At 67.6% G+C, this 22,408-nt stretch carries 21 protein-coding genes; 10 read left to right on the plus strand and 11 right to left on the minus strand.

The features are described from left to right. Window positions 1-45: 45 nt before the first annotated feature. Together ACSQ3D_RS06305 and ACSQ3D_RS06310 are read right to left on the minus strand one after the other, a co-directional pair. On the minus strand, window positions 46-765 hold the full coding sequence (locus ACSQ3D_RS06305; RefSeq protein WP_436126282.1) for a 3'-5' exonuclease: 720 nt from the start codon (window positions 763-765) through the stop codon (window positions 46-48). A gap of 33 nt (window positions 766-798) precedes the next feature. After that, complete coding sequence (locus ACSQ3D_RS06310) at window positions 799-2,370, minus strand: CYTH and CHAD domain-containing protein (RefSeq protein WP_436126283.1); 1,572 nt, start codon at window positions 2,368-2,370, stop codon at window positions 799-801. Window positions 2,371-2,689: 319 nt separating this feature from the next. Between ACSQ3D_RS06310 and ACSQ3D_RS06315 the strand changes: the two genes are divergently transcribed. Both ACSQ3D_RS06315 and ACSQ3D_RS06320 read left to right on the plus strand, forming a co-directional pair. After that, window positions 2,690-4,306, plus strand: coding sequence for a methyl-accepting chemotaxis protein (locus tag ACSQ3D_RS06315; protein WP_436126284.1), 1,617 nt, complete (start codon window positions 2,690-2,692; stop codon window positions 4,304-4,306). Beyond that, complete coding sequence (locus tag ACSQ3D_RS06320) at window positions 4,303-4,542, plus strand: hypothetical protein (protein WP_427244497.1); 240 nt, start codon at window positions 4,303-4,305, stop codon at window positions 4,540-4,542. Before ACSQ3D_RS06315 ends, ACSQ3D_RS06320 begins: the two co-directional genes overlap by 4 nt. A 61-nt stretch (window positions 4,543-4,603) precedes the next feature. Here ACSQ3D_RS06320 and ACSQ3D_RS06325 read toward each other — a convergent pair whose 3' ends face one another. After that, a complete protein-coding gene (locus ACSQ3D_RS06325; protein WP_436126285.1) occupies window positions 4,604-5,887 on the minus strand; it encodes a sensor domain-containing diguanylate cyclase in 1,284 nt (427 codons plus the stop codon). Between the two features lie 91 nt (window positions 5,888-5,978). Here ACSQ3D_RS06325 and ACSQ3D_RS06330 point away from each other — a divergent pair, with 91 nt between their 5' ends. Next, window positions 5,979-6,320: a DUF6172 family protein gene (locus ACSQ3D_RS06330; protein WP_436126286.1), complete on the plus strand. Its 342-nt coding sequence runs from the start codon at window positions 5,979-5,981 to the stop codon at window positions 6,318-6,320. A 131-nt stretch (window positions 6,321-6,451) separates the two neighbouring features. On the opposite strand, the gene ACSQ3D_RS06335 is transcribed toward ACSQ3D_RS06330, so the two are convergent. After that, window positions 6,452-7,741 (minus strand): DEAD/DEAH box helicase, encoded by a 1,290-nt coding sequence (locus ACSQ3D_RS06335; protein WP_436126287.1) that lies wholly within the window; start codon window positions 7,739-7,741, stop codon window positions 6,452-6,454. A 183-nt stretch (window positions 7,742-7,924) separates the two neighbouring features. On the opposite strand from ACSQ3D_RS06335, the gene ACSQ3D_RS06340 reads away from it, so the two are divergent. Further along, entirely contained in the window at window positions 7,925-8,392 is a 468-nt protein-coding gene (locus tag ACSQ3D_RS06340) for a DUF2721 domain-containing protein (RefSeq protein ID WP_056169461.1), read from the plus strand. Continuing rightward, on the plus strand, window positions 8,389-8,751 hold the full coding sequence (locus ACSQ3D_RS06345; RefSeq protein WP_056169459.1) for a translation initiation factor Sui1: 363 nt from the start codon (window positions 8,389-8,391) through the stop codon (window positions 8,749-8,751). Before ACSQ3D_RS06340 ends, ACSQ3D_RS06345 begins: the two co-directional genes overlap by 4 nt. A gap of 49 nt (window positions 8,752-8,800) precedes the next feature. On the opposite strand, the gene ACSQ3D_RS06350 is transcribed toward ACSQ3D_RS06345, so the two are convergent. Genes ACSQ3D_RS06350 through ACSQ3D_RS06360 form a run of 3 tightly spaced genes read right to left on the minus strand, consistent with a single transcriptional unit; the run spans window position 8,801 to window position 14,057 of the window. Then, window positions 8,801-11,377 (minus strand): response regulator, encoded by a 2,577-nt coding sequence (locus ACSQ3D_RS06350; protein ID WP_436126288.1) that lies wholly within the window; start codon window positions 11,375-11,377, stop codon window positions 8,801-8,803. 12 nt (window positions 11,378-11,389) lie between these two features. After that, window positions 11,390-11,848 (minus strand): response regulator, encoded by a 459-nt coding sequence (locus tag ACSQ3D_RS06355; RefSeq protein ID WP_056169456.1) that lies wholly within the window; start codon window positions 11,846-11,848, stop codon window positions 11,390-11,392. Next, a complete protein-coding gene (locus tag ACSQ3D_RS06360; protein ID WP_436126289.1) occupies window positions 11,841-14,057 on the minus strand; it encodes an ATP-binding protein in 2,217 nt (738 codons plus the stop codon). The genes ACSQ3D_RS06355 and ACSQ3D_RS06360 overlap by 8 nt, the downstream gene beginning before the upstream one ends. Window positions 14,058-14,357: 300 nt before the next feature. On the opposite strand from ACSQ3D_RS06360, the gene ACSQ3D_RS06365 reads away from it, so the two are divergent. Further along, entirely contained in the window at window positions 14,358-14,591 is a 234-nt protein-coding gene (locus ACSQ3D_RS06365; RefSeq protein ID WP_056170603.1) for a DUF3820 family protein, read from the plus strand. Window positions 14,592-14,657: 66 nt separating this feature from the next. Then, complete coding sequence (locus tag ACSQ3D_RS06370; protein WP_200912439.1) at window positions 14,658-14,834, plus strand: LiaI-LiaF-like domain-containing protein; 177 nt, start codon at window positions 14,658-14,660, stop codon at window positions 14,832-14,834. A gap of 141 nt (window positions 14,835-14,975) precedes the next feature. Here ACSQ3D_RS06370 and serB read toward each other — a convergent pair whose 3' ends face one another. Together serB and phnD are read right to left on the minus strand one after the other, a co-directional pair. Beyond that, complete coding sequence (gene serB / locus ACSQ3D_RS06375) at window positions 14,976-15,689, minus strand: phosphoserine phosphatase SerB (RefSeq protein WP_056418443.1); 714 nt, start codon at window positions 15,687-15,689, stop codon at window positions 14,976-14,978. Between the two features lie 108 nt (window positions 15,690-15,797). After that, a complete protein-coding gene (gene phnD, locus ACSQ3D_RS06380) occupies window positions 15,798-16,844 on the minus strand; it encodes a phosphate/phosphite/phosphonate ABC transporter substrate-binding protein (RefSeq protein WP_436126290.1) in 1,047 nt (348 codons plus the stop codon). 408 nt (window positions 16,845-17,252) lie between these two features. On the opposite strand from phnD, the gene ACSQ3D_RS06385 reads away from it, so the two are divergent. Continuing rightward, window positions 17,253-18,743, plus strand: a complete 1,491-nt coding sequence (locus ACSQ3D_RS06385; protein WP_436126291.1) for a carotenoid oxygenase family protein — start codon at window positions 17,253-17,255, stop codon at window positions 18,741-18,743. Between the two features lie 115 nt (window positions 18,744-18,858). After that, the gene (locus tag ACSQ3D_RS06390; protein ID WP_396504442.1) at window positions 18,859-19,077 is read left to right on the plus strand and encodes a hypothetical protein; all 219 of its coding nucleotides are present in this window, start codon (window positions 18,859-18,861) and stop codon (window positions 19,075-19,077) included. A gap of 27 nt (window positions 19,078-19,104) precedes the next feature. On the opposite strand, the gene ACSQ3D_RS06395 is transcribed toward ACSQ3D_RS06390, so the two are convergent. Further along, a complete protein-coding gene (locus tag ACSQ3D_RS06395) occupies window positions 19,105-20,142 on the minus strand; it encodes an NAD(P)H-quinone oxidoreductase (protein ID WP_436126292.1) in 1,038 nt (345 codons plus the stop codon). A gap of 116 nt (window positions 20,143-20,258) precedes the next feature. Between ACSQ3D_RS06395 and ACSQ3D_RS06400 the strand changes: the two genes are divergently transcribed. Further along, entirely contained in the window at window positions 20,259-21,128 is an 870-nt protein-coding gene (locus ACSQ3D_RS06400; RefSeq protein ID WP_436126293.1) for a LysR family transcriptional regulator, read from the plus strand. 140 nt (window positions 21,129-21,268) lie between these two features. Here ACSQ3D_RS06400 and ACSQ3D_RS06405 read toward each other — a convergent pair whose 3' ends face one another. Beyond that, window positions 21,269-22,252 (minus strand): Bug family tripartite tricarboxylate transporter substrate binding protein, encoded by a 984-nt coding sequence (locus tag ACSQ3D_RS06405; RefSeq protein WP_436126294.1) that lies wholly within the window; start codon window positions 22,250-22,252, stop codon window positions 21,269-21,271. Between the last annotated feature and the right edge of the window lie 156 nt (window positions 22,253-22,408).

Here is a 22,408-nt window from a genome sequence, read left to right on the forward strand (position 1 = left end):
AAGTGCTAGCAGCTATTGTTTTTATAGCGTCTGGCCTGCTACGTCTTAGGCAGCGGGTGCGGCAGGCACCTGCAGCGCATGGAACACCCGCAGCGCTGCCCAGGCGTCGTTGGCGGCGTAGAGCACCTGCGCTTCGGTCAGCCGGTCGTTGGCCCAGTTGGACGTCGCGGCCTTCTTGGATTTGAGAAAGCGCAGGTTGAACAGCACGGCCACGGCGGCCTTCACGCCCATGTCCTTGCGGTAGCCGCGCTGGCGGAACACGGTGTTGAGCTCCAGCACATCGGCGGGCTCCACGCCCAGCTTGGCCTTGATGCGCTTGGTGTCGTCCCCCAGCCCGAAGCCTGCCTTGGTCACGCCGCGCAGGGCCAGCAGCTCGGCGACTCGCGCACGGCATCCGGCATCCTGCAACTGAAACACCCAGGCGTGCTCCAGCGTGGCCAGCTGCACGATGTGCGGGCCGTCCGATGCTTCTCCCTGCACGAAGGTGGGTTTGGATTCGGTGTCGAACCCCCAGGCCGTGGCGGCGCACAGCGCGTCGCGCGCGCGGTCGGCCTGCTCCGGCGTGCGCACCAGCGTGATGCTGTCCATGCCCAGCCGCTCGAAGGCGTCGAGCAGGGCGATCTGCTCCTTGCCGGGGATGGCCTGGTGGTGCGATGGGTGCGCGCGGCCGTGGGGGGCGGTGTCGGCGGTGTCGGCGGTGGTGGGGGAAGGGGTCTGGGTCTGCCCGTGCGCGACTGCGCGCCGGGGTGGGGTGGGGGCCGTCATGCTGGGGATTGTGCCCGGTGCCCGGCGGCGGGGTCAGGGCCTGCGCGCCTTTGCTGCCTTCGGGACCTTCGGGGTCTTGGGCTTGTGCAGTCGCGGCGCCTTTGCGATGCGCGCCAGCGCCTGGCGGCTGGCCGTGGTGGTGCGCGGGAGGCGGGCGGCCAGCCAGCCCACGCCGAACCAGGCGCGGGCGTCCCGGGTGGCGATCTCGGTGTACAGGTCGCTGGCCACGCGTTCGTCGTGCAGCCGGCCCAGCGCGGCCAGGGCGGGGCGCAGGCTCTGCAGAAAGGCATCGCCCTCGTCGCCATCGAAGGCGGGCACCAGAAACTCCGCCAGGTAGCGCAGGCGCTTCAAGCGTTTGCGCAGGCGGTGCTGCGCGGGCGCGGCCAGCGTGTCGATGCGGCGCCCGTCGGCGAGTACCTGGGTGCGCAGCGATTGGAGCTTCTTCTGGAGTGTGCGGCGCACGTCCTTCGGGGGCAGGGCCTGTGCGCCGTCGGTGGGCTCCGCCTTGTCGGCGGTGAAGCCCATGAGCTCGACCAGCGCGGACTGGAAGGCCGGCGTGCGCACGATGTCCGCCGCGGCATGGCCTGGGGCGTCGCCCAGCGGCATCAGCAGCGAGGCCGGTGCGCCCGCATCGCGCAGTTCGGCGTTGAAGCCGCGCAGGATCTGCTCGCGGTCGCGCAGGCTGCCCAGGCGTTGGAACACGTCCCGCAGTGCGGACTCCCAGTTCGGGGCAAAGCGCCCGGGGGCCAGGGCGTCCAGCTCGCGCAGCGCGGTGCGCAGGCGGCGGATGCCGATGCGCAGCTGGTGGACATGCTCGGCCAGGTCGGTGGTGGGCAGCGTGGTTTCGACGATTTCGCTGGCATTGGCCAGGATCTGCACCAGGCAGTGGGACAGCACGGTGCGCTGAAGGTGGGCCGCATCCAGCAACAACGGCGCGGCGCTGCCCGCGCGCAGCGGGCGGGCCGACACCGCCGGGCGCACCCACTGCGGGGCCAGCAGCCGCTCCCCGCGTTCAGCCTTGGAAATGGTGCTCAGCACCAGGCCGTGCTGGCGTGCCCAGGTGTCGGCCAGCCCGGCCAGGCCGGCCACGGGGCCTGTTTTAAGTTCGAGCTCCAGCTCGCAGATGCGGGCCTCCTGCTGCTGCGGGGTGCCGCGGCGGGCCACCACGCGGCCGGTGTCGAGTGCCAGCTCGGCCATGCCCCCGGCAAAGCGGATGTCGCGGGTGATGCGGTCCATCTCGGTGCCGTACGTCTCTGCCAGGGGGCCGGCCGCGCCCTGCAGCGCGCGCATCAGGATGTCTCCGGCCGGCGATCCCGCATGCAGGTCGGGCTGCAGCGCGGGTGCGCCAGCCGGGCTGGCCGCGCCGCGCTCCACGTTGTGCTCGTGGCGGTCCAGCGGGCCCTCGCCCAGGGCCTTCACGGTCTGCACCCAGCGGTCGCCTTCCCGCCGCAGGCGCAGCGCGATGCCGCGGGACGACAGGGCGGCATCGGGCGTGTCGAAATAGCGCGCCTCCATGCGAATGGGCGTGTGCCGGCCGCGGCGAACGGCGGCGGTGACGGCGGCCAGTTGCGCTGGGGGAATGCAGAACTTGAATTCGATTTCCATGGTGCCCGGGATATTTTCTGTGAGTGCGAATTATCGTGGAGTGCGGTGCTGGCCGGGCGTTGGCGATGGAACCGCTGCCTGTGCAGTCATGCTACATGGCGTAGATGCCAGGTACGGTGCATTGCTTTGTTGCAGATAATCAATTTCAAGATAATGAAATTATCGTGAATGGATTATCAAGGGGCGAATGAATACCAAGTCATGATTTTGTCACTTGAAACAAATAGTATCTGAACACCGGCGGATATGTCGCACAGGCAGCCGCTTCCCAAGGCTGCCAGTCCGCCGGGTCGACCAGAAAGTTCACATGCTCCAGACCATGAAAATCGGCACCCGCCTGGCCTTGGCGTTCGCGGTGCTTTTGCTCTTGCTATCGGCACTGGCCGCAGGCGGCATCAGCGGCGCCAAGCGCCTGACCGAGCGCAGCGCGGCGCTGTATGGCGACCGCACGGTGCCGCTGGGCGTGCTGGCGGAGATCAGCCACCTCACGCAGCGCAACCGCGTGCTGGTGATGGACATGCTCATGGACCCGGGCACTGCCAACCAGGCCACCCACGCGGCGCTCACAGCGAACGTGGAGCGCATCCGCACGCTGTGGAAGACCTACACCGCCCAGCCGCTCGGTGCCGAAGAAGACGCACTGGCCCGCGCGTTCGCACAGGCCAATGTCACCTACCTCGACCAGGGGCTGATCCCCGCCGCCGCCGCGCTGGTGGGCGGCAAGTACGACGACGGCTCCGAGCTGTACATCAACCAGATCCGGCCCCACGCCGCCAAGGTGCAGGACGCCGTGCAGCGGCTTGTGGAACTGCAGGTGCGCGTGGCGGCCGATGAATTCGGCGCTGCACGCGCCATGAGCGAGACCATCCATGTGTGGATGCTGGCGGCCACCGCGCTGGCGCTGCTGGCAGGCGCGGCGATGGCGGTGGTCATCACCCGGTCCATCTCGCGGCCGCTGCAGCAGGCCGTGGCCGTGGCGCGCACGGTGGCCGGGGGCGACCTGAGCGCGCGCATCGAGGTGCGCGGCACCGACGAGACCGCCGAGCTGCTGGGCGCCCTGCGCGAGATGAACGGCCAGCTGGTGCGCGTGATCACCGAGGTGCGCGACAGCACCGAGACCGTGGCGCGCGACGCGGTGCAGATCGCGGGCGGTGCCGAAGACCTGGCCCGCCGCACCGAGGTGCAGGCATCGAGCCTGCAGGAGACGGCCGCATCGATGGAACAGCTGACCGCCACCGTGCAGCACAACACCGACAACGCAGGCCGCGCCACGCGCCTGGCGCAAGAGGCCAGCAAGGTCGCCAACGAAGGCGGTAGCGTGATGCAGGACGTCATCGCCACCATGCAGGAGATCAACGCCCAGTCGCGCAAGATCAACGACATCATCAAGGTCATCGACGACATCGCCTTCCAGACCAACCTGCTGGCGCTGAATGCCGCGGTGGAGGCGGCCCGGGCGGGCGAGCAGGGGCGCGGCTTTGCGGTGGTGGCGGGCGAGGTGCGGGGTCTGTCGCAGCGCAGCAGCACCGCGGCGCGTGAGATCCGCGGCCTCATCACCGCCAGCGTGCGGGGTGTGGAGCGCGGCTCCACCCTGGTCGGCCAGGCGGGCGAGCGCGTGGCCAACACCGTGCGCCATGTGGACCAGGTGGTGGAGCTGATCAGCGAGATCCAGGGCGCGGGCCAGGAGCAGGCGCGCGGCATCGCGCAGATCGGCGAGGCCGTGCGCCAGCTCGATGTGGCCACGCAGCAGAATGCGGCGCTGGTGGACGACAGCTCGTCGGCCTCCACCGGCATGAAGAACCAGGCCCGGCGCCTGCTGGATGTGATCCGCCAGTTTCAGCTGGGCCCGCAGGCTGGCGCAGCCGGCGACGAGCCGCTGCGCCTGGCCGGCGCGGACACAGCAGTACGGCCCCGGCTGTCCATGGCGCCCCGGTGAACACCCGCGCCGACCACCCCGTGCCCATCCCCATGAACCGGACGGACGTCCTCATCGCCATTGCAGAGATCGCCCACACGGGCGGCGCCGCCACGCCCGAAGACGCCATCGCGCAACTGGCCATGATCATCGACGACCTGGAGCTGTCGCACGGCGGCGCCGAGCACGTGATGGAGATGCTGCTGCGCATCGCGGCCTGCCTGTGGAACCTGCAGCAGGAGCGGATGCGGATCTGACCGGGGCCCGCGGTGGCCCGCCGTGGCCCGGCGGCGATGGCCGCGCGGCCGGAGGGTGCGGTCAGTGGCCCGGCGTTTCTGGCTGCGGACCGGTGGGCTCCAGCGATGCGATCTGGTTGCGCCCCCGGTGCTTGGCCAGGTACAGCGCCTGGTCCGCACGGTCGAGCGCATCGCGCAGGCTGCGGTCGGTCTGCCGAAAGGCCCCCAGGCCCATGCTGGCGGTGATGCCGTAGGGCTGGCCTGCATCGTCGCTCAGTTGCAGCGCCCGGATGCTGGCGAGGATGCGCGTGGCCACCTCCAGCCCCTCGTCGATGGCGGTGAGCGGCAGCAGCACGCCGAATTCCTCGCCGCCCAGGCGGCCCACGACGTCGCTCGCGCGCAGCTGGCTTTTGACGGCCTGGGCAAACGCCGCCAGGGCGCGGTCGCCCTCCAGGTGGCCGAAGCGGTCGTTGATGGACTTGAAGTGGTCCAGGTCCAGCATCAGCAGGGTGATGGGCTCGCCATTGCGCAGCGAATGCGCGTACACCGACTCGGCGCATTCCAGGAACGCGCGCCGGTTGGCCATGCCGGTCAGCATGTCGGTGGTGGCCAGGCGCTGCAGCTCGCGCTCCAGGTTCTTGCGCTGCGTCACGTCGCGGTAGATGCCCTCCACACCCGCAAAATGGCCGGCGTGGTCGTACAGCGCGTGGCTGCTGATGGAGATGTCGATCACCTGGCCGTCGCGGCGCACCATCTGGCCGGGGAAGTCCGAGACCTCGCCCTGCGCGAGGATGGCCGCCTTGAACGCATCGCGGTCGGAGCTTTGCGGGTAGTACGACTCGGCCGTGCGGCCCTCGATCTCGTGCGGCTCGTAGCCCAGCACGCGCCGCACGGCCGGGCCCACGTGCTGCACCACGCCCTGCGCATTGGTGCGGTAGTACACGTCCTGCATGTTCTCGAACAGGCGGCGATAGCTCTGCTCGCTCTCGCGCAGCTCGGCCTCGATCTCGCTCTGGTGCGTCATGTCCAGGCCGGTCATCAGCACGGCGGGGGCGCCCTCCCAGTCGATGGCGACGCTGCTCACCAGCACCATGCGCAGCTGGCCCTGCTGCGTGCGCACGCGGAATTCGGAGGATTTGTTGGGCCGGCGGGCCTGCTCGGCCCCCGCCACCTGCTGTACGCGCCGGTTGGAGCGGCGCTGATCCAGGGGGTGCACGAACTCGGCGAGCACCTGACCGATCAGGCCTTCTGGGCTGTCAAACCCCAGCAACTGCGCACCCGCCGCATTGGCAAAACGGATGGCCCCGTTCTGCGTGACCAATACCGCCGCCGGCAGCGCTTGCAGCAGATCGATGGAGGGGTGCATGGGTGTGGTTTGTCACCAGATGTTGTACGCCATTGTGGCATCTGGGTTTTCAACTGGGAATGGGTTTGTGCCGGGGGCGCTACCATCAGCCATGAGAAAAACTTTTCAACTCCACGCCGAAGGCAAGAATCCGGACCGCATCCTGGATGCCGTCAAGCACGAAATCCGCAAGTACATCAAGCGCGAACGCCGCCGCGATCTGCCTGAAGGCGCCGACTACTGGGACTTCGACTGCCGCTTCGGCCGCACCCAAGACGACGCCGAGGTGGTGCACCTGTCTGCGCTGACCGAGCGCATCAACGCGGTGGCCGCCGAGGGTGGCCCGCAGTTCTATGTCGAGATCTTTGCCAAGCCCGGCCAGCGCAAGGCGCGGCCTCCCGGCGCAGAGCCTGAAGGCGAGGGCGATGAGGGGATGGACGACGAAGAGGCCTGACCGACTGGCCCCAATGAACCCCTGACCGCTTGGTGGCCCGGTCACCGGGTCACCGCTCAAATTGGGTGACAGGGTCGTATCACGAAGCGCTGGAGGCATGCCCCAGCGCTTTTTTTGTTTTGTGCAGGCGCTTATGCCTTGCCGGGCCCGTGCTCGGCGTCGCCGGCTGCTGCCGCCGCGGCAGCAGCGGCCCGCAGCTTGTCCTTCTTGCTCGGGCGCTTGCCCTTGATGCCGCCCGTGCCGGCGGGTGACTGCGCATCGGGCGCGGCCGCAGGGGCCGTTTCGGTGCGCTCGAAGCCTGCGATCTGCTCCAGCGGCAGGGCCAGGTGCTGGCGCTTTTCGATCAGCCGGAAGTGCGCCTCGGCCTCGGCCGTCACAAAGCTCACGGCCACGCCGCTTTCGCCCGCGCGGCCCGTGCGGCCGATGCGGTGCACATAGTCCACGGCCGAGCGCGGCAGGTCGTAGTTGACCACTGCGGGCAACTGCGCAATATCGATGCCGCGTGCGGCCAGGTCGGTGGTCACCACCACCTGCCAGCGTTCATCCTTGAACTCCTGCAGCACCTGGTTGCGGGCGCCCTGGCTCAGCCCGCCATGGAACGGCGAGGCGAAGATGCCGGCCTTGTAGAGCTTTTCAGCCACATGCTCGGCCGCGTACTGCGTGGCCACGAACACCAGCACGCGCGACCAGCCGTGCTCCTTGACCAGGTGGCGCAGCAGCTGGGTGCGGCGGGCAGCATCCACCGCAATGGCGCGCTGCTCGATGGAAGGCTCGTTGCCCGGCGTGTGGGGTACTTCGACCCGCACGGGGCTCTTGAGCAGTGCATCGGCCAGCGCCTGCACCGCGGCCGGGAAGGTGGCCGAGAAAAACAGGTTCTGCCGCTTTGCAGGCAGCAGTTCCAGCACGCGCTGCAGTTCTTCGGCAAAGCCCAGGTCCAGCAGGCGGTCGGCTTCGTCCAGCACCAGGTGCGCCACGGCAGACAGGCGCAGCGCGTTGTGCTCCACCAGGTCCAGCAGGCGCCCGGGCGTGGCCACCACGATGTCGGCGCCGCCGCGCAGGCCCAGCATCTGGGGGTTGATCGACACGCCTCCGAACACGATGGCCACCTTCAGCGGCTGCTGCAGGTGCTGGGCCAGGCTGCGCAGCACCTCGCCCACCTGCGCGGCCAGCTCGCGCGTGGGCACCAGCACCAGGGCACGCACGCGGCGCGGGCCCTGGGTGGCGGCCAGCGCCAGCTGCTGCAGCAGCGGCAGGGCAAAGGCGGCGGTCTTGCCCGAGCCGGTCTGCGCGGCGCCCAGCACGTCCGAGCCTTGCAAAATGGCCGGTATGGCCTCGGCCTGGATGGGCGTGGGCGCAGTGAACCCCAGCTGGGTGGCGGCATGGACGAGGGCCGGGGACAGGCCGAGGGAAGCAAAGGGCATGGGCAGGGGGCAGGGCGGGCGCACTCAAGGCACATCCGGAAGGGGCCGAAGGGCGCTGCGCGTGGAGGAAGGGAAGGCGCCATTGTCGCCGCAGTTGCGGCGCAAGCACAGGGGCTGCCCGGCTGCGGGCGGTGGCACCGATAATCAGGCCGCCTGCTTTTTCGTCACTTCTTCTTCGCAACCATGGCCCTGACCCTCGATCCGTCCAACATCACCCATGGCATCCAGCTCGCGGTGGCGCCGGTGTTCCTGCTCACCGCCGTCTCCGGGATGATCGGCGCCGTGGCCGGCCGCCTGGCCCGCATCATCGACCGAGCGCGTGTGGTGGAAGACCGCGCACGCGCCAACACCGAGCCCGAATTCCTGGCCCGTGCCTACAAGGAACTGGCCGACCTGCGGCTGCGCGGGCGGCTGGCCAATGGCTGCATCGGGCTGCTCACGTTCTGCGCTTTCCTGATCGGCATCACCATCATCTTGCTGTTCCTGGGCGAGACGACGAACTTCCAGTCCAACCGGCTGGCGGTGGCGGGCTTCCTGGCAGGGGTGGCCTCATTCCTGCTCGCGCTCGTGTGCTTTCTGACCGAAACGCTGCTGGCCACGCGCCTGCTGGACTTTCACATGCTGCAGAACGAAGTGGAGCACAAGCGATGAAGTCGTTCGCGGACCTGGGCGGGCTGGTGTACTCCACCGACGCGGGGCGCATGTGTCCGGGCTGCCGCCAGCCTGTGGCGCAGTGCGTCTGCCACCAGAACAAGCCGCTGCCCACGGGCGACGGCATCGTGCGCGTGTCGCGCGAGACCAAGGGCCGCGGCGGCAAGGCCGTGACATTGGTCAAGGGTGTGCTGGTCGACGCCGCCGCGCTGGAGCAGCTGGGCAAGCAGCTCAAGGCCGCCTGCGGCAGCGGCGGCACGGTGAAGGACGGCGTGATCGAAGTGCAGGGCGACCACGTGGACCGCGTGATGGCCGCGCTGCAGAAGTTGGGCCACAAGGTCAAGCGCGCGGGCGGTTAAGGCCGGCGTCGCCGACGACCGGATCGGCGGGGGCGGCGGAGCGCGGCGACTAGAACGCAGCCTTGACCAGCGTCTGCACCTTCTGGCCGAACACATGCAACTCGAAAGGCTTGGTCAGCACCTGCATGCCGGTGGGCAGGTGTCCGTGGCTGAGTACCGCATTTTCGGCATATCCTGTCACGAACAGCACCTTGAGCGCCGGATGCGTCGTGCGGGCCGCGTCGGCCACTTGGCGGCCATTCATTCCGCCGGGCAAGCCTACGTCGGTGACGAGCAGCGTCACGGAGGGGTCGTGCTGCAGCAGCTCGACCGCGCCAAGCCCGTCCTCTGCCTCCAGCACGCGGTAGCCCATCTCACGCAGGACCTCCGCCATCAACGCGCGGACCGAGGCTTCATCATCGACCACCAGAATGGTCTCGCCCAGCCCGGTGTTACCGAGCGGTGGCGTCTGCGCGGTGTGCTCACTGCGGACAGTGTCTTCACCCAGGTGCCGCGGCAAGAAGATGCACACGGTGGTGCCTGCGCCCACTTCCGAGTGGATCCTGGCCTGCCCCCCTGACTGGCGCGCGAAGCCGTAGACCATGGAAAGACCCAGGCCGGTCCCCATTCCCAGGGGTTTCGTCGTGAAAAAGGGGTCGAACGCGCGGGCGATCACTTCGGCGGGCATGCCGGTACCGTCGTCGGTCACGGCAATCGACACGTACTGGCCCGGCCGCATGCCTTCGTCGCTGGCGGTGCGTTCATCGATGGACCGGTTGGTGGTCTCCACCACCAGGCGGCCGCCATCGGGCATGGCATCGCGGGCATTGATGCACAGGTTCAGCAGCGCATTTTCGAGCTGTCCGGGGTCGGCGAGCACCGGCCACACGCCGGTCCCGGCAAGTACTTCCAGCGCAACCTGCGGTCCTATGGAGCGGCGAATGAGGTCCTCGAACCCGCCGATCAATTGATTGACCTGCACGACCTTGGGCTCGAGCGTCTGCTGGCGGGAGAAGGCCAACAGACGGTGCGTGAGCGCGGCTGCCCGTTTGGTCGCGGTCTGGCCCATCTCGATGTAGCGCAAGGACGGAGATTCCTTGCCAGCCTGCCGTTTGAGCAGCTCCAGGCTGCCCGAGATCGCACCGAGCAGGTTGTTGAAATCATGCGCCAGGCCGCCGGTCAGCTGGCCCACGGCTTCCATCTTCTGGGACTGCCGCAGTGCGGCTTCGGTCCGCATGAGTTCAGCGGTGCGCTCCTTGACCTTGCGTTCGAGCGAGTTCGCCAGCGCATGCAGGTTTTGTTCGGCGCGCCGGCGCTCCACCGCGTGGCGGGTTCTGTGCGCCACCTCGCGGATGAGGCTCATTTCGTCCGCCGTCCAATGCCGCAAGGTGGCATGGTTCAGGTACAGCAATGCCACCAAGCCGCCTTCCTCATTCACCGGCATGTTGATGACCGACTGCGCACTGATGGCGATCAGCGCATCGGCCGTATCGCGCGTGCGCGGGTCGGTGCGGGCATCGGCAAATACCACCGTCTCGCCCCGCTTGAGGTCTTCGATGTAGCTGCCGAAGTCCCGAAAATGAAGCGTGCCTGCCAAGGTCGCAATGCCCGGCGCGTTCCAGTCGCGGTCGATGGTGATCGTCTCTGCCTCGCGGTCGATCAAGCCGTAGCCAGCACGGCTCACGTCCAGCACCCGGCCCAGGGCCTCGGCGGCGCGGTAGGCGATTTCATGCGGCTCGTGCGGGACGCCATAGACATCGCGTTCCAGAAGCTCCATCAGCTGCGCACGCCGGCCGGCCAGCACGATGTCGGTGATCTCCTGCGAGATGCCGGCCATGTAGGCGGGTTGGCCCTCCGCGTCACGCTCCAGGCGGCCCATGATCCGCACCCACGCCAGTTGGCCATCCGGCCGCACGATCCGGTACTCGATGCGGTAGTCCTCGCCGGTCGCGATCGTGTGGGCGACCGAGGCTTGCATGCGTGCCAGGTCATCGGGGTGCACGGCGCCCAGCAGTTCGGCGTAGGTAAACGGCAGGGATTCGTCGCGGCCGAAGTTGGCCTTGCAGTGGCCTGAGGCCATCAGCTCTTGCCGCGCCAGGTCCAGTTGCCATACGCCCAGCTCGCCAGCATCGGTGGCGGCCCGCAGCCGCGCCTGCCCTGTTTCCACTTCGCGCACGCGCTGGGCCAGCTCCACCGTCAACCGTTCGGCTTCTTCCTTGGCGGTCTGCATCTCGGCCACTGCCGCGATGCGGGCTGACCGCTCTGCCACCTCGCGCAGCGCGCGGTCCAGCACGGACGCGAGCCGTGGCAACCTCGACTTGCTCACATAGTCGGTCGCGCCGCGCTTGAGCAGTTCTACCGCGTTGTCCTCGCCGATCACCCCGGATACAAAAATGAAGGGAACCAGCGGCATCCGCTCGCGGGCCAGGTCGAGCGCCTCGGTGCCGGTAAAGCCGCCCAGTTCGTGGTCGGACAGGATGACGTCGAAACCGCCGCGCTCCAGCGCGCCCGCAAAGCCCTGGGCATTGCGAACCCATACGATGTGGGCGCGGGGGTAGATACCCAGCAAGAATTCCTGGAGCAGTTCAGCGTCGAACGCGGAATCCTCCAGCAACACGACCCTCAGCGGGTGCTCCGATCGGACCATGGTGCCCAAGATCTACTCGTACCTGCGGTTGGTGCGCAGGGACCCTGGGGGCGGCTCATTGAGCACTGCCCAAAACACGCCCAGATCGGCGATGGCAGACACGAACTGCTTGAATTCGACAGGCTTGACTACGTACGCGTTGACACCCAGTTCGTAGCTGCGCAACAGGTCGCTTTCTTCCTGCGAAGAGGTCAACATCACCACCGGAACACTGCGCAGTGCCGGACTCTGGCGGACCGCTTCCAGCACCTCCAGTCCGTTGACCTTGGGCAGCTTCAGATCGAGCAGGATCACCGCCGGGTTGCCTTCGGCGCGGTCTGCATATTCGCCTTCGCGGCGCAGGTAGTCGAGCGCTGCGGCGCCATCGCGCAGCACCACGACGTCGTTGGCCAGCTGGCTTCGCTCCAGGGCCAGGAGCGTCAGTTCCTGGTCGCGCAGGTCGTCCTCGACCAGAAGAATCGGCTTAAGCATGATCGGACTCGTTCCCGACAGATTGAAAATTGGCAGCATTGTGCCCGGGCTCGGGGATCTCGAACCCAAAAGTGGCGCCATGTCCTACGTCGCTGTGGGCCCACACGCGGCCCCCGTGCCGCTCCACAATGCGTTTCACGTTGGCCAGCCCGATGCCCGTGCCCTCGAACTCTTCGGCCTGGTGCAGGCGCTGGAATACCTGGAACAGTTTGGCTGCATATTGCATCTGAAAGCCGACGCCGTTGTCCTGCACCTCCAGGCCCTGTCCTTCGGCGTTGCGAACGGCCCGCACCGTGACCACGCAGGGCTTGCTGTCGCGGCTGTATTTGACGGCGTTGCCCATGAGGTTGCGCACCGCCACTTGCAGCAGCAGCGGGTCGGCCATCAGCACGGGAAGGTGCGGGTCCACACGCCATTCGATGGTCCGATCGCGTTCGTGCCGGGAGATTTCGCGCACCAACCCTTCCACCAGGCTGTTGCAGTCCACCCGCTTGATTTTGAGCGCCGTGCGGCCCATGCGGGAAAAATCCAGCAAGGCATCCACCAACTGGCCGGCGAATGCCGCCGCATCCTTGACATGGCCCATGTAGCGGTGCGCACGGGCGGTGAGCGCCGTGCCTTCGGTTTCCATCACCAGGTCCACATAGCCAGCGATATGGCGCATGGGCGCCCGCAGGTCGTGCGATACGGTGTACGAAAAAGCCTCCAGCTCCTTGTTCACGCGGCCCAGTTCGCTGGCGATGGCGGCCAACTCCTCTGCGCGGCGCAGCACGACCCCGATCAGCGCCTGGCGCAGTTCACCGGCCGTGCCGATCTCTGCCGCGGACCAGGGGAGGCAATGGCCGCCGATTTGCTCCACCCAGCTTGCAAAGCTGTGGCGGGGGTGGATCCGCCCTGTCGCATCGGGCTGGCGACTTTTGCGCGGATCGCCTGCCCACGTCACCGTTTGGACGAGCTCGGGCCTGAACCACAAGATGACGTGGCGATGTACCTGCGAAATGGAAATGGCCAAGACGCCTGAAGCGGTGGTCTGCCATTCGGCTGCCTGCGGGTAGTGGGCGGTGAGCTGCGAACTTTCATAGACCTCATGGCCCATGCCCGCGACCCAGTTCGCCAGATCCAGCAGCGCATCGGTGGGCGGCGTCTCGCCCGCAGTCCATGCCTGGTCGTCCAGCACCACGGCCGCACCCGTGGCACGGGCCAGGCGCAGCAGGAGCGACGGCTCGTCCACGATGCGGCGCAGGCTGGCGTCGCTGTCCGACAGGTGCGCAACCAACTGCAGGGTCAGCTTGCGCAGCTCCAGCCGCGCCGCCACTTCTGCGGTGGCCTGTTTGGCATCGATCTGCATGGAGAGGAATTGGCCGAGCAGCGAGCAGGCCGCGCGCATGCCGGAGTCCAGATACCGGGGCGCGTGGTCGTGGCACGAGGCCAGTCCCCACAACTTGCCGTCCACCACTATGGATACCGACATCGACGCGAGGGTGCCCATGTTGCGCATGTACTCCAGGTGCACGGGCGACACGCTGCGAAGGAACGCTTGGGACAGATCGATATCGTGTGCCGTCGGCCCACCGGGCACGGCCAGCAGGGGGACCGCCTGGTAGTTGGCGTCCGGAATCAGCCGGAACCGGTTGGACAGATAGAGCGCTCGGGCCTGCTGCGGAATGTCCGTCGCGGGGAAGTGCAGCCCCAGATAGCTGTCGTACCCCGGCGCTACGGCCTCACCCAGCACCTCGCCATGGCCGTCTGCGTCGAACCGGTAGACGAGGGTGCGACCGAATCCCGTCAGGCGCTGCAATTCTTCCGCGGCCAGCTGGGCCAGTGCCTGGACCGTGTCGGCCTCTTGAAGACGGGGCAGAAAATCGCGAGCCACGCCATAGATGGGCTCCTCCGGCCGCTGTTGGGGAGGGGTGGGCTCGCACTCCAGAATCAGCTGTGTGGCGTTGCGATGCGCCCAGCAGGAGTGCATCTGGGCATCGATGTGGAGCACGCCCACCTGCATGGACACGCCGCCGGGTGGTGTGGCATGCAGGGCCTGATGGTCCATGGCAGCCAGGGCATCGGCAGCTGCATCGAACCAGTTGGCGCTCCAGGCTTGCAGGGCCAGCGTTTCACCGTCAAGAACCAGCATACGGCCATGCGGCTGGATGGCGCCGGGTATGCGAATGGGCTCTTGGTCACAGAGCGTGAGGTCCGAAGGAGTATTCATGGCGAGATCTGAGAACGCGGAGGGTCGGCTGCAATAGACCGGCGGGGAATTTCTTGTAGCATTTTCCAGCCCATGCCTATTTGATCACGCGCGTTGCGGCCAGCTCTTTGCGCGCGCCGCCTTGCCGCTCTCGACAAAAGTGCGAGATTCCTCGCCTGCGGGCGTTAATCTTGAAAGCTGACCAACGCCTCACTTCCCTCATGGCAAGCTACCCATATCTCCTGGCACGGCGCGCAGAATGCGCGAGGCCGATTGCAGCAACACGTGCACAACAACCCCACGAGGTGAGCGATGCAGACCATTGACCCCGACAAGCTGCACCGCCTGGTCACCGTGCAGATGCCCTACGGCAAGTACAAAGGCACGCTGCTGGCCGACCTGCCCGGCAACTACCTGCACTGGTTTGCGCGCGAGGGCTTTCCCAAGGGTGAGCTCGGGCAGTTGCTGGCGCTGATGCGCGAGATCGACCACAACGGCCTGTCCGACCTGCTCACGCCGCTGCGCGCCGGCGCCGCAGGTCGGCCTGCACCGTAGGCGCGGCGCTTTCCAGTCCCGCCATAATCGCGCTCAGACCACACCAACAACTCCGAGGGAATGCACATGAAGGGCAATATTGCTGCGATCGTTCTGGTCGTGCTGGGCGTGTTTTTTCTGCTGACCAACCTGGGGCTCATCAGCATCAGCCTGCGCGAGCTGCTGCGGGTGTGGTGGCCGGTGGCGCTGATTGCGGTGGGCGTGGCGCTGTTCTTCACGCCCGGCACCAAGAAGGACAAGTAGCCGCGCACAGCGGCAGGCTGCAGCAGCGTCAGCGCGACCGGGGCGGTTTGGCGCTCCTGGCTGCAGCGTATTTTCGGTGTCCTGCAAACACCCGAGGCAGGCTGTCGCATACCCCCATCCAGGGCCTTCAGCAGGCGTTGCTCAGCGCAGCACTTCCAGCAGCCGGTCGAGCCCGCCCTCGTTGATGGCCACCTTGGCCTGCGCGCGCACGGCGGGCTTGGCGTGGTAGGCCACGGACAGGCCGGCGGCGCCCATCATGGGCAGGTCGTTGGCGCCATCACCCACGGCAATGGCCTGCGATGGGGCAATGCCCATGAGCGACGCCACTTCCAGCAAGGTGCGGCGCTTTTCGGCACCGTCGCAGATGTCGCCCCAGGGCTGGTCCACCATGCGGCCGGTGAGCAGGCCGGCGTCCACTTCCAGCATGTTGGAGCGGGCGAAGTCGATACCGAGCCCCGCCTTCACGCGGTCGGCAAAAAAGGTGAAGCCGCCGGAGACCAGCAGCGTGGTCAGGCCCGCTGCCTTGGCGGCGGTGATGAGTTCTTTGGCGCCGGGGTTGAAGCGCAGGCGCTCGGTGAACACCTGCTCCATGTGCTGCACCGTCACGCCCTTGAGCAGGGCCACGCGCTGGCGCAGGCTTTCCTTGTAGTCGGTGATCACGCCCTGCATCGCGGCTTCGGTGATGGCGGCCACTTCGGCCTTGCGGCCCGCGGCGTCGGCGATCTCGTCCACACATTCGATGTTGATGAGGGTGGAGTCCATGTCGAAGGCGATGAGCTTGTAGCTCGACAGGGACAGCGGGGGCTCGATGCCCTGGACAACAAGGCCGGGGGCGAATTCGGTGGCGTGGGTCATGGCTTGGAAGAAAGAAGGTGCTGGGCGTGGCCGCAAACCCGCAATGGTATCGCCCACGCCTCCGCACCCCTGCGCTGCACGCGCTTCACGCGCACGTTGCCCCGGTGCCTATGACACGCTCGGCGGCAGCTTCAGGCGCAGTTCCAGCCGCGAGGCCCGCTCGCTGATGGCCCGTATGCGGTGCGCCTTGTCCGCGTCCGACAGGTCCTTGCTGCGGTTGACCTGCTGCCAGGCCACGAACATGTCGATGTCTCCGGCGGTGATCAGCTGCGAGTTTCTGGATTTTCTGAACGCCGAGAGGTTGTTGACCTGTTTGAGAATCTGCCCGTCCAGGGCGTTGTCCTTGCCGAACGAGGTGACGATGTGTTGGAGCCTGCGGCGCAGGTCCAGGGGGAGGGCGGTGGACCATACCAGCGGAGACTGCGGTATCAGCGGCGATGTCCACAAGATGCTGAGCTGGCCGGCCAGTGCGGGATTCTTTGCTTTGAACATGGCCAGCTCTTCGTCGTTGGCCGTGGCGATATCCACCTTGCGCTGCGCTGCCAGGGTGAGGTTCTCGACATGGCTGCCACGGCGCACTTCCCTGAACAGGCTGGCCGGGTCGTTGATGCCCCGCTTGACGAACGCGTAGTACAGCGGCACCAGGTGGCCCGAGAAGCTCTTGGTTTCGCCGTCGGCGAAGATCAGGCCCTTGCCGGGCTGCTGGGCAGCGTCCAGAGTCTTCAGGCCGCTGTCCTTGTGGGTGACGATGATGGCGTGGTAGCCGGTGCTGCCGGTGTCGGTCACCATCTGCGCGAAGACCTCGCCGACTCCGCGCTCGACCACGGCCAGCGCCGTGGAATTGCCCACCCAGGCGAGGTCGATCTCCCCGCTGGCAAATGCGCTCGCCAGGGCGCTGGAGTCCGGCGATTCCCACGTGCGCAGGTTGATCGGCTGCCCCAGTTCCTGCGCAATCCGCTGGATGAATGAACTCCACGAAGCCACCGCGGCATCGGCCCCGCGCGGCGTGATCACGGCAAAGACCAGCGGCGATTTGCGGGTGCCGCCCTGCGCCTGCGCAGCAGGCGGTGCGGCCAGGCCATGGGCTTGTGCCAGCAGCAGGCCGCCGGCGGCCAGCCACTGCCGGCGGCTGTGCGCAGCGTTCATATTCACCATTCAATATCTCCTGTCATTATTTTTGCAAACCGGAATGCTTTGCAGGCTGATTCGCCTGGAAGTATTCGGTGGGTGCAAGGTTAATGCATTGGATGGAATATGTTTGTAGTGATTTTGCAGGTGAAGATCGGTAGGAACCCTGGGAATTGAGAATCCTTTCAATTGACTTTCGTTTGGCTTTCAATAATGGTGGGTGTTAATACCCTGTGCAGTTGATTCTGCAAATAATGAACACCCGCTCCCGGATTTCATGGCGGGTCGTCATGGAGACGCGCCCACAGGGTTGTTTGAACTGCTTTGCGGCGCGGCGCGGTCGTCCTTGGCCGTTGTCAGTGGCCAATCAGCGCTGGGGCGATGGCGGGACCTGGGTCATGATGGAGGCCGTCTGCCTGTTGCTTGAAACGCCCCATGACCACTGCCTCCACGGCTGTTCGCGCTGCGCCCGCGGGGTTTGCCACCCGCCTGCGCGGCCTGCAGTCCGAAGCCCGCGAACTCACCGACGCCCCTGTGGAAATCCGCGGGCACATACCGCCCTGGCTGCTGGGCGGCAGCCTGCTGCTCAACGGCCCTGCGCTGTGGGACCTGCCGCACGGCAGCTACCAGCATTGGTTCGACGGGCTGGCCATGCTGCACCGCATCCGGTTCGCGCCGGGCGACATGGGCGGTGCCAGTGCAACCTACCGCAGCCGCTATCTGCAGACCGATGACCTGCGCGAGAGCCTGGCCGCGCGCAAGCCGGCGCGCGCAGCCTTTGGCACCCCGGACCCAAGGGGCTTCTTCCAGCGGCTGCGTCATCTGCGGCACCCCGTGGTCACCGACAACGGCGCGGTGGTGATGGCGCGCATCGGCTCGCAGTGGGTGGCGCAGACCGAGACGCCGCTGCTGACCAGCTTCGACCCCGACACGCTCAGGACCACCGGGCGCATCGAGTACGACGACGCCGAGGTGATCCACGTGATGTCGGCCCATGGCATGACGGATGCGCAAGGCACCTACTGGAACGTGGGTGTGGAGATGGGCCCCCAGTGCACCTACAAGCTGTTCAAGATCGTGGCGGGCAGCCGCACGCGCGAGGTGATTGCGCGCTGGGCCGTGCGCCAGGCCGGCTACCTGCACGCATTTGCGATGACGCCCACGCACGCGCTGGTGTGGCAGCCGGCCCTGCGGGTCCATGCCATCCAGCTGGCGCTGTCGGGCAAGGGCTTCATCGACAACTTCAAGTGGAACGCTGCCGCAGGCTCGCGCATCGATGCCATCTCGCTGGTGGATGGCAGCGTGCGCAGCTGGGCGGTACCCGCGATGGCCAGCTTCCACGCGGTGCAGGCCTGGGAGGAGCCCAGCCCCGGCGGGCGCTCACCCGCGACGCTGGTGCTGGACCTGTGCACCACCAATGGCCCCGAGATCTTCAGCGCTCTGGGCCTGGCGCGCCTGCGTGCCGGCGAGCCCGTGGGTGTGACACACCGCGTGCAGCGCTACCGGCTGCAGCCCGGCCACAGCGGCGCGCAGCCGCAGACGCTGGTGGACGGGGCCAGCGTGGAGCTGCCCTCGGTGCACGGCGCGTACTGGGGGCGCCAGCGGTCGCGCCACGCGTGGTTCGCAGGTTTCGACCCTGAGGGCCAGGCACCCCTGTTCGACCGCACGGTGAAGCTGGACCTGGACGCCGGGCGCATTGCCGGCACCTGGCAGCGCAAGGCGGCCGTGCAGCTGGAGCCCCTGTTCGTGGACCGCCCCGGCTCGACCGCCGAGGACGATGGCGTGCTGCTGGTGCCGACCCTGGCCGAGGGGGACGAGGGCACGGTGATCGGCGTGATCGACCCGTCCAGCATGCAGTGCCTGGCCACGTTGCACCTGCCGCAGGTGGTGCCGTTCGGCTTTCATGCGGCGTGGAAGCGCGGATGAGCACCGGTGCAGCTCACGTGGCCTGCGGTTGACATGGGCGGTTTTGGCCGCATGTGGAGGTTTGTCAGGTAGCCTTGGGCATTCGCCGGCAAGACCCTCCACCGATAGGCCACAGATGAAGACCATTGACGAAATGCTGCACCTGGACTTGCTCACCGCCGAGCAGCACGTGGACATCAGCGCGTGGATTGCGCGTTCCGCCTCTCCCGACGACATCCTGCAGATGCCTGCGCCCCTGTGGCAGGCGCTGGAGCGCGCCAGCAAGGTGATGGGCATCGACGAGGACCTGTTGCGTCCCCCGTCCTTCGATGCCGACAGCCTGGCCCTGGGCTAGGGCGCGCAATGCAGGCCTGGGTGCATGTCATGGGCCGGTGCCACCCGGCAGCAACAGGATCTTGCCCACGCTGAGGCCCGACTCCATGCGCCGGTGCGCCTGCGCGGCCTCCGCCAGCGGGTAGGTGCTGTCGATCACGGGCCGGATCCTGCCGTCCGCCAGCGCCGGCAGCCACCGCTGGGCAAAGCGCTGGACCATGGCCTGCTTGACCTCGGGCGGGCGCGACTTCATCACCGTGCCAAAAATCTGCAGGTGGCGGTACAGCACCGCGTCCATCGGCAGTGCGGCCCCTTGCGCGCCGCCCAGCAGGCCCACGGCCACCAGGCGCCCGCCCACGGCCAGCGAGCGCACGTTGCGCTCCAGGTACGGCGCGCCGATGAAGTCGATCACCACATCGACGCCTTGGTCACCCGTTGTCTCGGCAACCACGGCCGCGAAGTCCTCGCTGCGGTAGTCGATGCAGACATCCGCCCCGAAGCCTTCGACCGCGCCGCGCTTGTCGCCCCCGGCCGTGGCGAACACGCGGGCACCGGCTGCGTGGGCCAACTGCACCGCCGCCGAGCCGACGCCACCGGCGGCGGCGTGGATCAGCACCGACTCGCCGGGCTGCAGGCGGGCCAGGTGGAACAGTGCTTCGTGCGCGGTCACAAAGACCTCGGCCACCGCGCCCGCAGCGATCAGATCCAGGCCCGCGGGCACGTGCATCGCCATGCGGTGGTCGATGCGCGAGAGCTCGGCGTAGGCGCCGCCGCCCACGATGCCCATCACCCGGTCGCCCACGTTGAAGCCGCGCACTTGCGGCCCGACCTCGACCACCGTGCCGGCGATCTCCAGGCCCATGGTGTCCGCATCGCCGAAGTAGGCGCGGCCATAGGCGCCCTTGCGGTGCGACAGGTCGGCGCGGTTGACGCCGATGGCGGCGTTGCGCACCAGCAGGTCGTGGGGGCGCACCTCGGGGGCCGTGATCTGGCGGGCCACCAGCACTTCGGGCCCGCCGAAGTCGTCGAACACGATGGCCTGCATGGTGGGCTGGCTTGCTGCAGGGGGCAGGGTGGGTGCAGGCATATGGAGGCTCCTTGCGTTGGATGGATGTCGATGCCTCAAGGTTAAGTCGCCACGACACCTTTGAAATGCAGCGATTTCGCTCTACAGTGATGCAAATTTGCATCACCAAAACCACCATGAACTGGGATGACACCCGCATCTTTCTGGCGCTGACCCGCGCACCCTCGTTGCGCGCCGCGGCCCGCAGCCTGGGCATCGACCAGGCCACAGTGGGGCGGCGACTGAACGCGCTGGAGGCCGAGTTGGGCGCCAAGCTGTTCTTGCGTGCCAAAGACGGCTACTTGCTGACGGCCGCGGGCGAGACCGCTTTGGCCGCAGCGCGGCGCATGGAAAGCGCGGCGCTGGACCTGCGCACCAAGATCGAAGGCCAGGACGACAACCCCGGCGGGCTGGTGCGCGTCACCAGTTCCGATTCGATCGCCATCGAATTCCTGCTGCCGGCGGTGGAGCGGCTGCAGCAGCGCTGGCCCACCATCCGCGTGGACCTGGAGATTTCGACCCAGGTGCTCAGCCTGACGCGACGGCAGGCCGATATCGCGTTTCGCAACGTGCGGCCCGAGTCGCCGGACCTGGTGGTGCGCCGGGTCGCCGCCTGGCCGGTGGGCCTGTTTGCCAGCGCCGCCTACCTGGCGCGCTTCGGCGAGCCCGTGCCCGATGACGAGCTGTGCGCCCACCTGCTGGTGGCCTACCGCCCGTACCTGGACCAGAGTCCGTTTCCCACGGTGGTGGAGGTGCCGGCCCGCCAGGCCAGGATTGCCATGGCCGTCAATTCCAGCCTGCTGTTGCGCAAGGCGGTGGCGGCGGGCATCGGCCTGGGCGAGATGCCCGTGCACCTGGGAGAACGCGAAGGCCTGGTGCGGGTATGGCCGCAGCGCCGCCGCGCCAGCGAGCACGAGGTCTGGCAGGTCATGCACCCCGACCTGCAGCGCACGGCCCGGGTGCGGGCCACGGCGGAATTTCTGTCGGAAGCCTTCGGCGGCCGCTGAAATGGTGGGCTGAAGGCTGCTGAGTGGTCTGCGTCAGAGGCCCGGACGCTGACGCTGAGCGGGGCAGCCTGTGGGCGCGTGGCGTGCAGCGGTGCCTTCGATCACGATTACGCGGCGGTGCCACCGACCAGCAATATCGCTCACTGTGGCACCAGCCCAGCCGCCTTCACCAGTTCTGCATGGACCTTGATCTCGTGCGAGATCGCGTCCTTGAGCTGCTGGCTGCTGCCCGGCGCCACTTCCATGCCGCTGGCAGCCAGCTTGGCACGGGTGTCGGGGTCGGCCAGGGCCGCATGCGCAGCGCGCTGCAGGCGGTCGATGACGGGCTGGGGCGTCTTGGCCGGGGCCAGCAGGCCGACCCAGGCCGAGAGGTTCATCTCGGGCGCGCCCGCCTCGGCCATGGTGGGAGTCTGCGGCAGCGTGCCGGTGCGCTGCGCGGCCATCAGGCCCAGTGCATGCAGCTTGCCGGACTGGATGTGCGGCAAGGCCTCGGGCAGTACCGCAAACAACATGTCCACCGTGCCCGCCAGGGCGTCGTTGATGGCCGGGGCGCCGCCCTTGTAGGGCACGTGCAGCAGGTCGGTGCCGGTGCGGGTGGTGAACATCAGCCCCGCCAGGTGCTGCGGGCTGCCGTCGCCGGACGAGGCGTAGGTGAGCTTGCCGGGCGCCGCCTTGGCCGCAGCGATCACCGCGGCGACGGTGGGGAATTTCTGCTTGTCCTTGACCACCAGCACCATGGGCTGATTCACGAACTTGGTGATGGGGACGAAGTCCGCCTCGGGGTCGTAGGGCAGGGTCTTGAAGATGCTCTTGTTGGTGGTGAGGAAGGACGCGGGCGAGACCATCAGCGTGTAGCCGTCGGGCGCGGCGCGCGAGACCAGCGGCGTGCCGATCTGGCCGGATGCCCCGGCCTTGTTGTCCACCACGAATGGCTGGCCCAGCTCGGCCGCCATCTTCTGCGTGACCACGCGCGCGATCATGTCGGCGCTGCCGCCGGCGGGCAGGGCCACGATGACCTTGACCGGGCGGTCGGGGTAGGCGCCCTGCGCGATGGCAGGTGCGGTGGTGCACAGGGCCGCAAAGCAGGTGCAGGCCAGGGCCGGAATGAGACGCCGAAATTGCATGAACAACTCCCAGAAGATGAACCAAAGAGGCGGTAGGGAAGTGGGGGAAAGCCGCTGCTGGGCAGGTAAGCCTCTGCTGCTTGCGGGCTTGCCGCGGGTTTTCTTCTCAAGCAATTCCTGCACCAGAGGCTGGCATTGCGTCGGTCGCCGACCTGT

The sequence above is a fragment of the Acidovorax sp. LjRoot117 genome, from assembly GCF_964252695.1.
In the GTDB taxonomy this organism is placed as follows: domain Bacteria; phylum Pseudomonadota; class Gammaproteobacteria; order Burkholderiales; family Burkholderiaceae_C; genus Acidovorax.

What these genes read in the sequence shown, in the direction of transcription:
- ACSQ3D_RS06390 (WP_396504442.1), top strand. Translation starts at nt 18,859, where the DNA reads ATGAAGACCATTGACGAAATGCTGCACCTGGACTTGCTCACCGCCGAG.
- phnD (WP_436126290.1), bottom strand. Translation starts at nt 16,844, where the DNA reads ATGGTGAATATGAACGCTGCGCACAGCCGCCGGCAGTGGCTGGCCGCC.
- ACSQ3D_RS06385 (WP_436126291.1), top strand. Translation starts at nt 17,253, where the DNA reads ATGACCACTGCCTCCACGGCTGTTCGCGCTGCGCCCGCGGGGTTTGCC.
- ACSQ3D_RS06345 (WP_056169459.1), top strand. Translation starts at nt 8,389, where the DNA reads ATGAAGTCGTTCGCGGACCTGGGCGGGCTGGTGTACTCCACCGACGCG.
- ACSQ3D_RS06360 (WP_436126289.1), bottom strand. Translation starts at nt 14,057, where the DNA reads ATGAATACTCCTTCGGACCTCACGCTCTGTGACCAAGAGCCCATTCGC.
- ACSQ3D_RS06355 (WP_056169456.1), bottom strand. Translation starts at nt 11,848, where the DNA reads ATGCTTAAGCCGATTCTTCTGGTCGAGGACGACCTGCGCGACCAGGAA.
- ACSQ3D_RS06400 (WP_436126293.1), top strand. Translation starts at nt 20,259, where the DNA reads ATGAACTGGGATGACACCCGCATCTTTCTGGCGCTGACCCGCGCACCC.
- ACSQ3D_RS06395 (WP_436126292.1), bottom strand. Translation starts at nt 20,142, where the DNA reads ATGCCTGCACCCACCCTGCCCCCTGCAGCAAGCCAGCCCACCATGCAG.
- ACSQ3D_RS06350 (WP_436126288.1), bottom strand. Translation starts at nt 11,377, where the DNA reads ATGGTCCGATCGGAGCACCCGCTGAGGGTCGTGTTGCTGGAGGATTCC.
- ACSQ3D_RS06315 (WP_436126284.1), top strand. Translation starts at nt 2,690, where the DNA reads ATGAAAATCGGCACCCGCCTGGCCTTGGCGTTCGCGGTGCTTTTGCTC.
- ACSQ3D_RS06305 (WP_436126282.1), bottom strand. Translation starts at nt 765, where the DNA reads ATGACGGCCCCCACCCCACCCCGGCGCGCAGTCGCGCACGGGCAGACC.
- ACSQ3D_RS06310 (WP_436126283.1), bottom strand. Translation starts at nt 2,370, where the DNA reads ATGGAAATCGAATTCAAGTTCTGCATTCCCCCAGCGCAACTGGCCGCC.
- ACSQ3D_RS06405 (WP_436126294.1), bottom strand. Translation starts at nt 22,252, where the DNA reads ATGCAATTTCGGCGTCTCATTCCGGCCCTGGCCTGCACCTGCTTTGCG.
- serB (WP_056418443.1), bottom strand. Translation starts at nt 15,689, where the DNA reads ATGACCCACGCCACCGAATTCGCCCCCGGCCTTGTTGTCCAGGGCATC.
- ACSQ3D_RS06370 (WP_200912439.1), top strand. Translation starts at nt 14,658, where the DNA reads ATGAAGGGCAATATTGCTGCGATCGTTCTGGTCGTGCTGGGCGTGTTT.
- ACSQ3D_RS06325 (WP_436126285.1), bottom strand. Translation starts at nt 5,887, where the DNA reads ATGCACCCCTCCATCGATCTGCTGCAAGCGCTGCCGGCGGCGGTATTG.
- ACSQ3D_RS06335 (WP_436126287.1), bottom strand. Translation starts at nt 7,741, where the DNA reads ATGCCCTTTGCTTCCCTCGGCCTGTCCCCGGCCCTCGTCCATGCCGCC.
- ACSQ3D_RS06340 (WP_056169461.1), top strand. Translation starts at nt 7,925, where the DNA reads ATGGCCCTGACCCTCGATCCGTCCAACATCACCCATGGCATCCAGCTC.
- ACSQ3D_RS06330 (WP_436126286.1), top strand. Translation starts at nt 5,979, where the DNA reads ATGAGAAAAACTTTTCAACTCCACGCCGAAGGCAAGAATCCGGACCGC.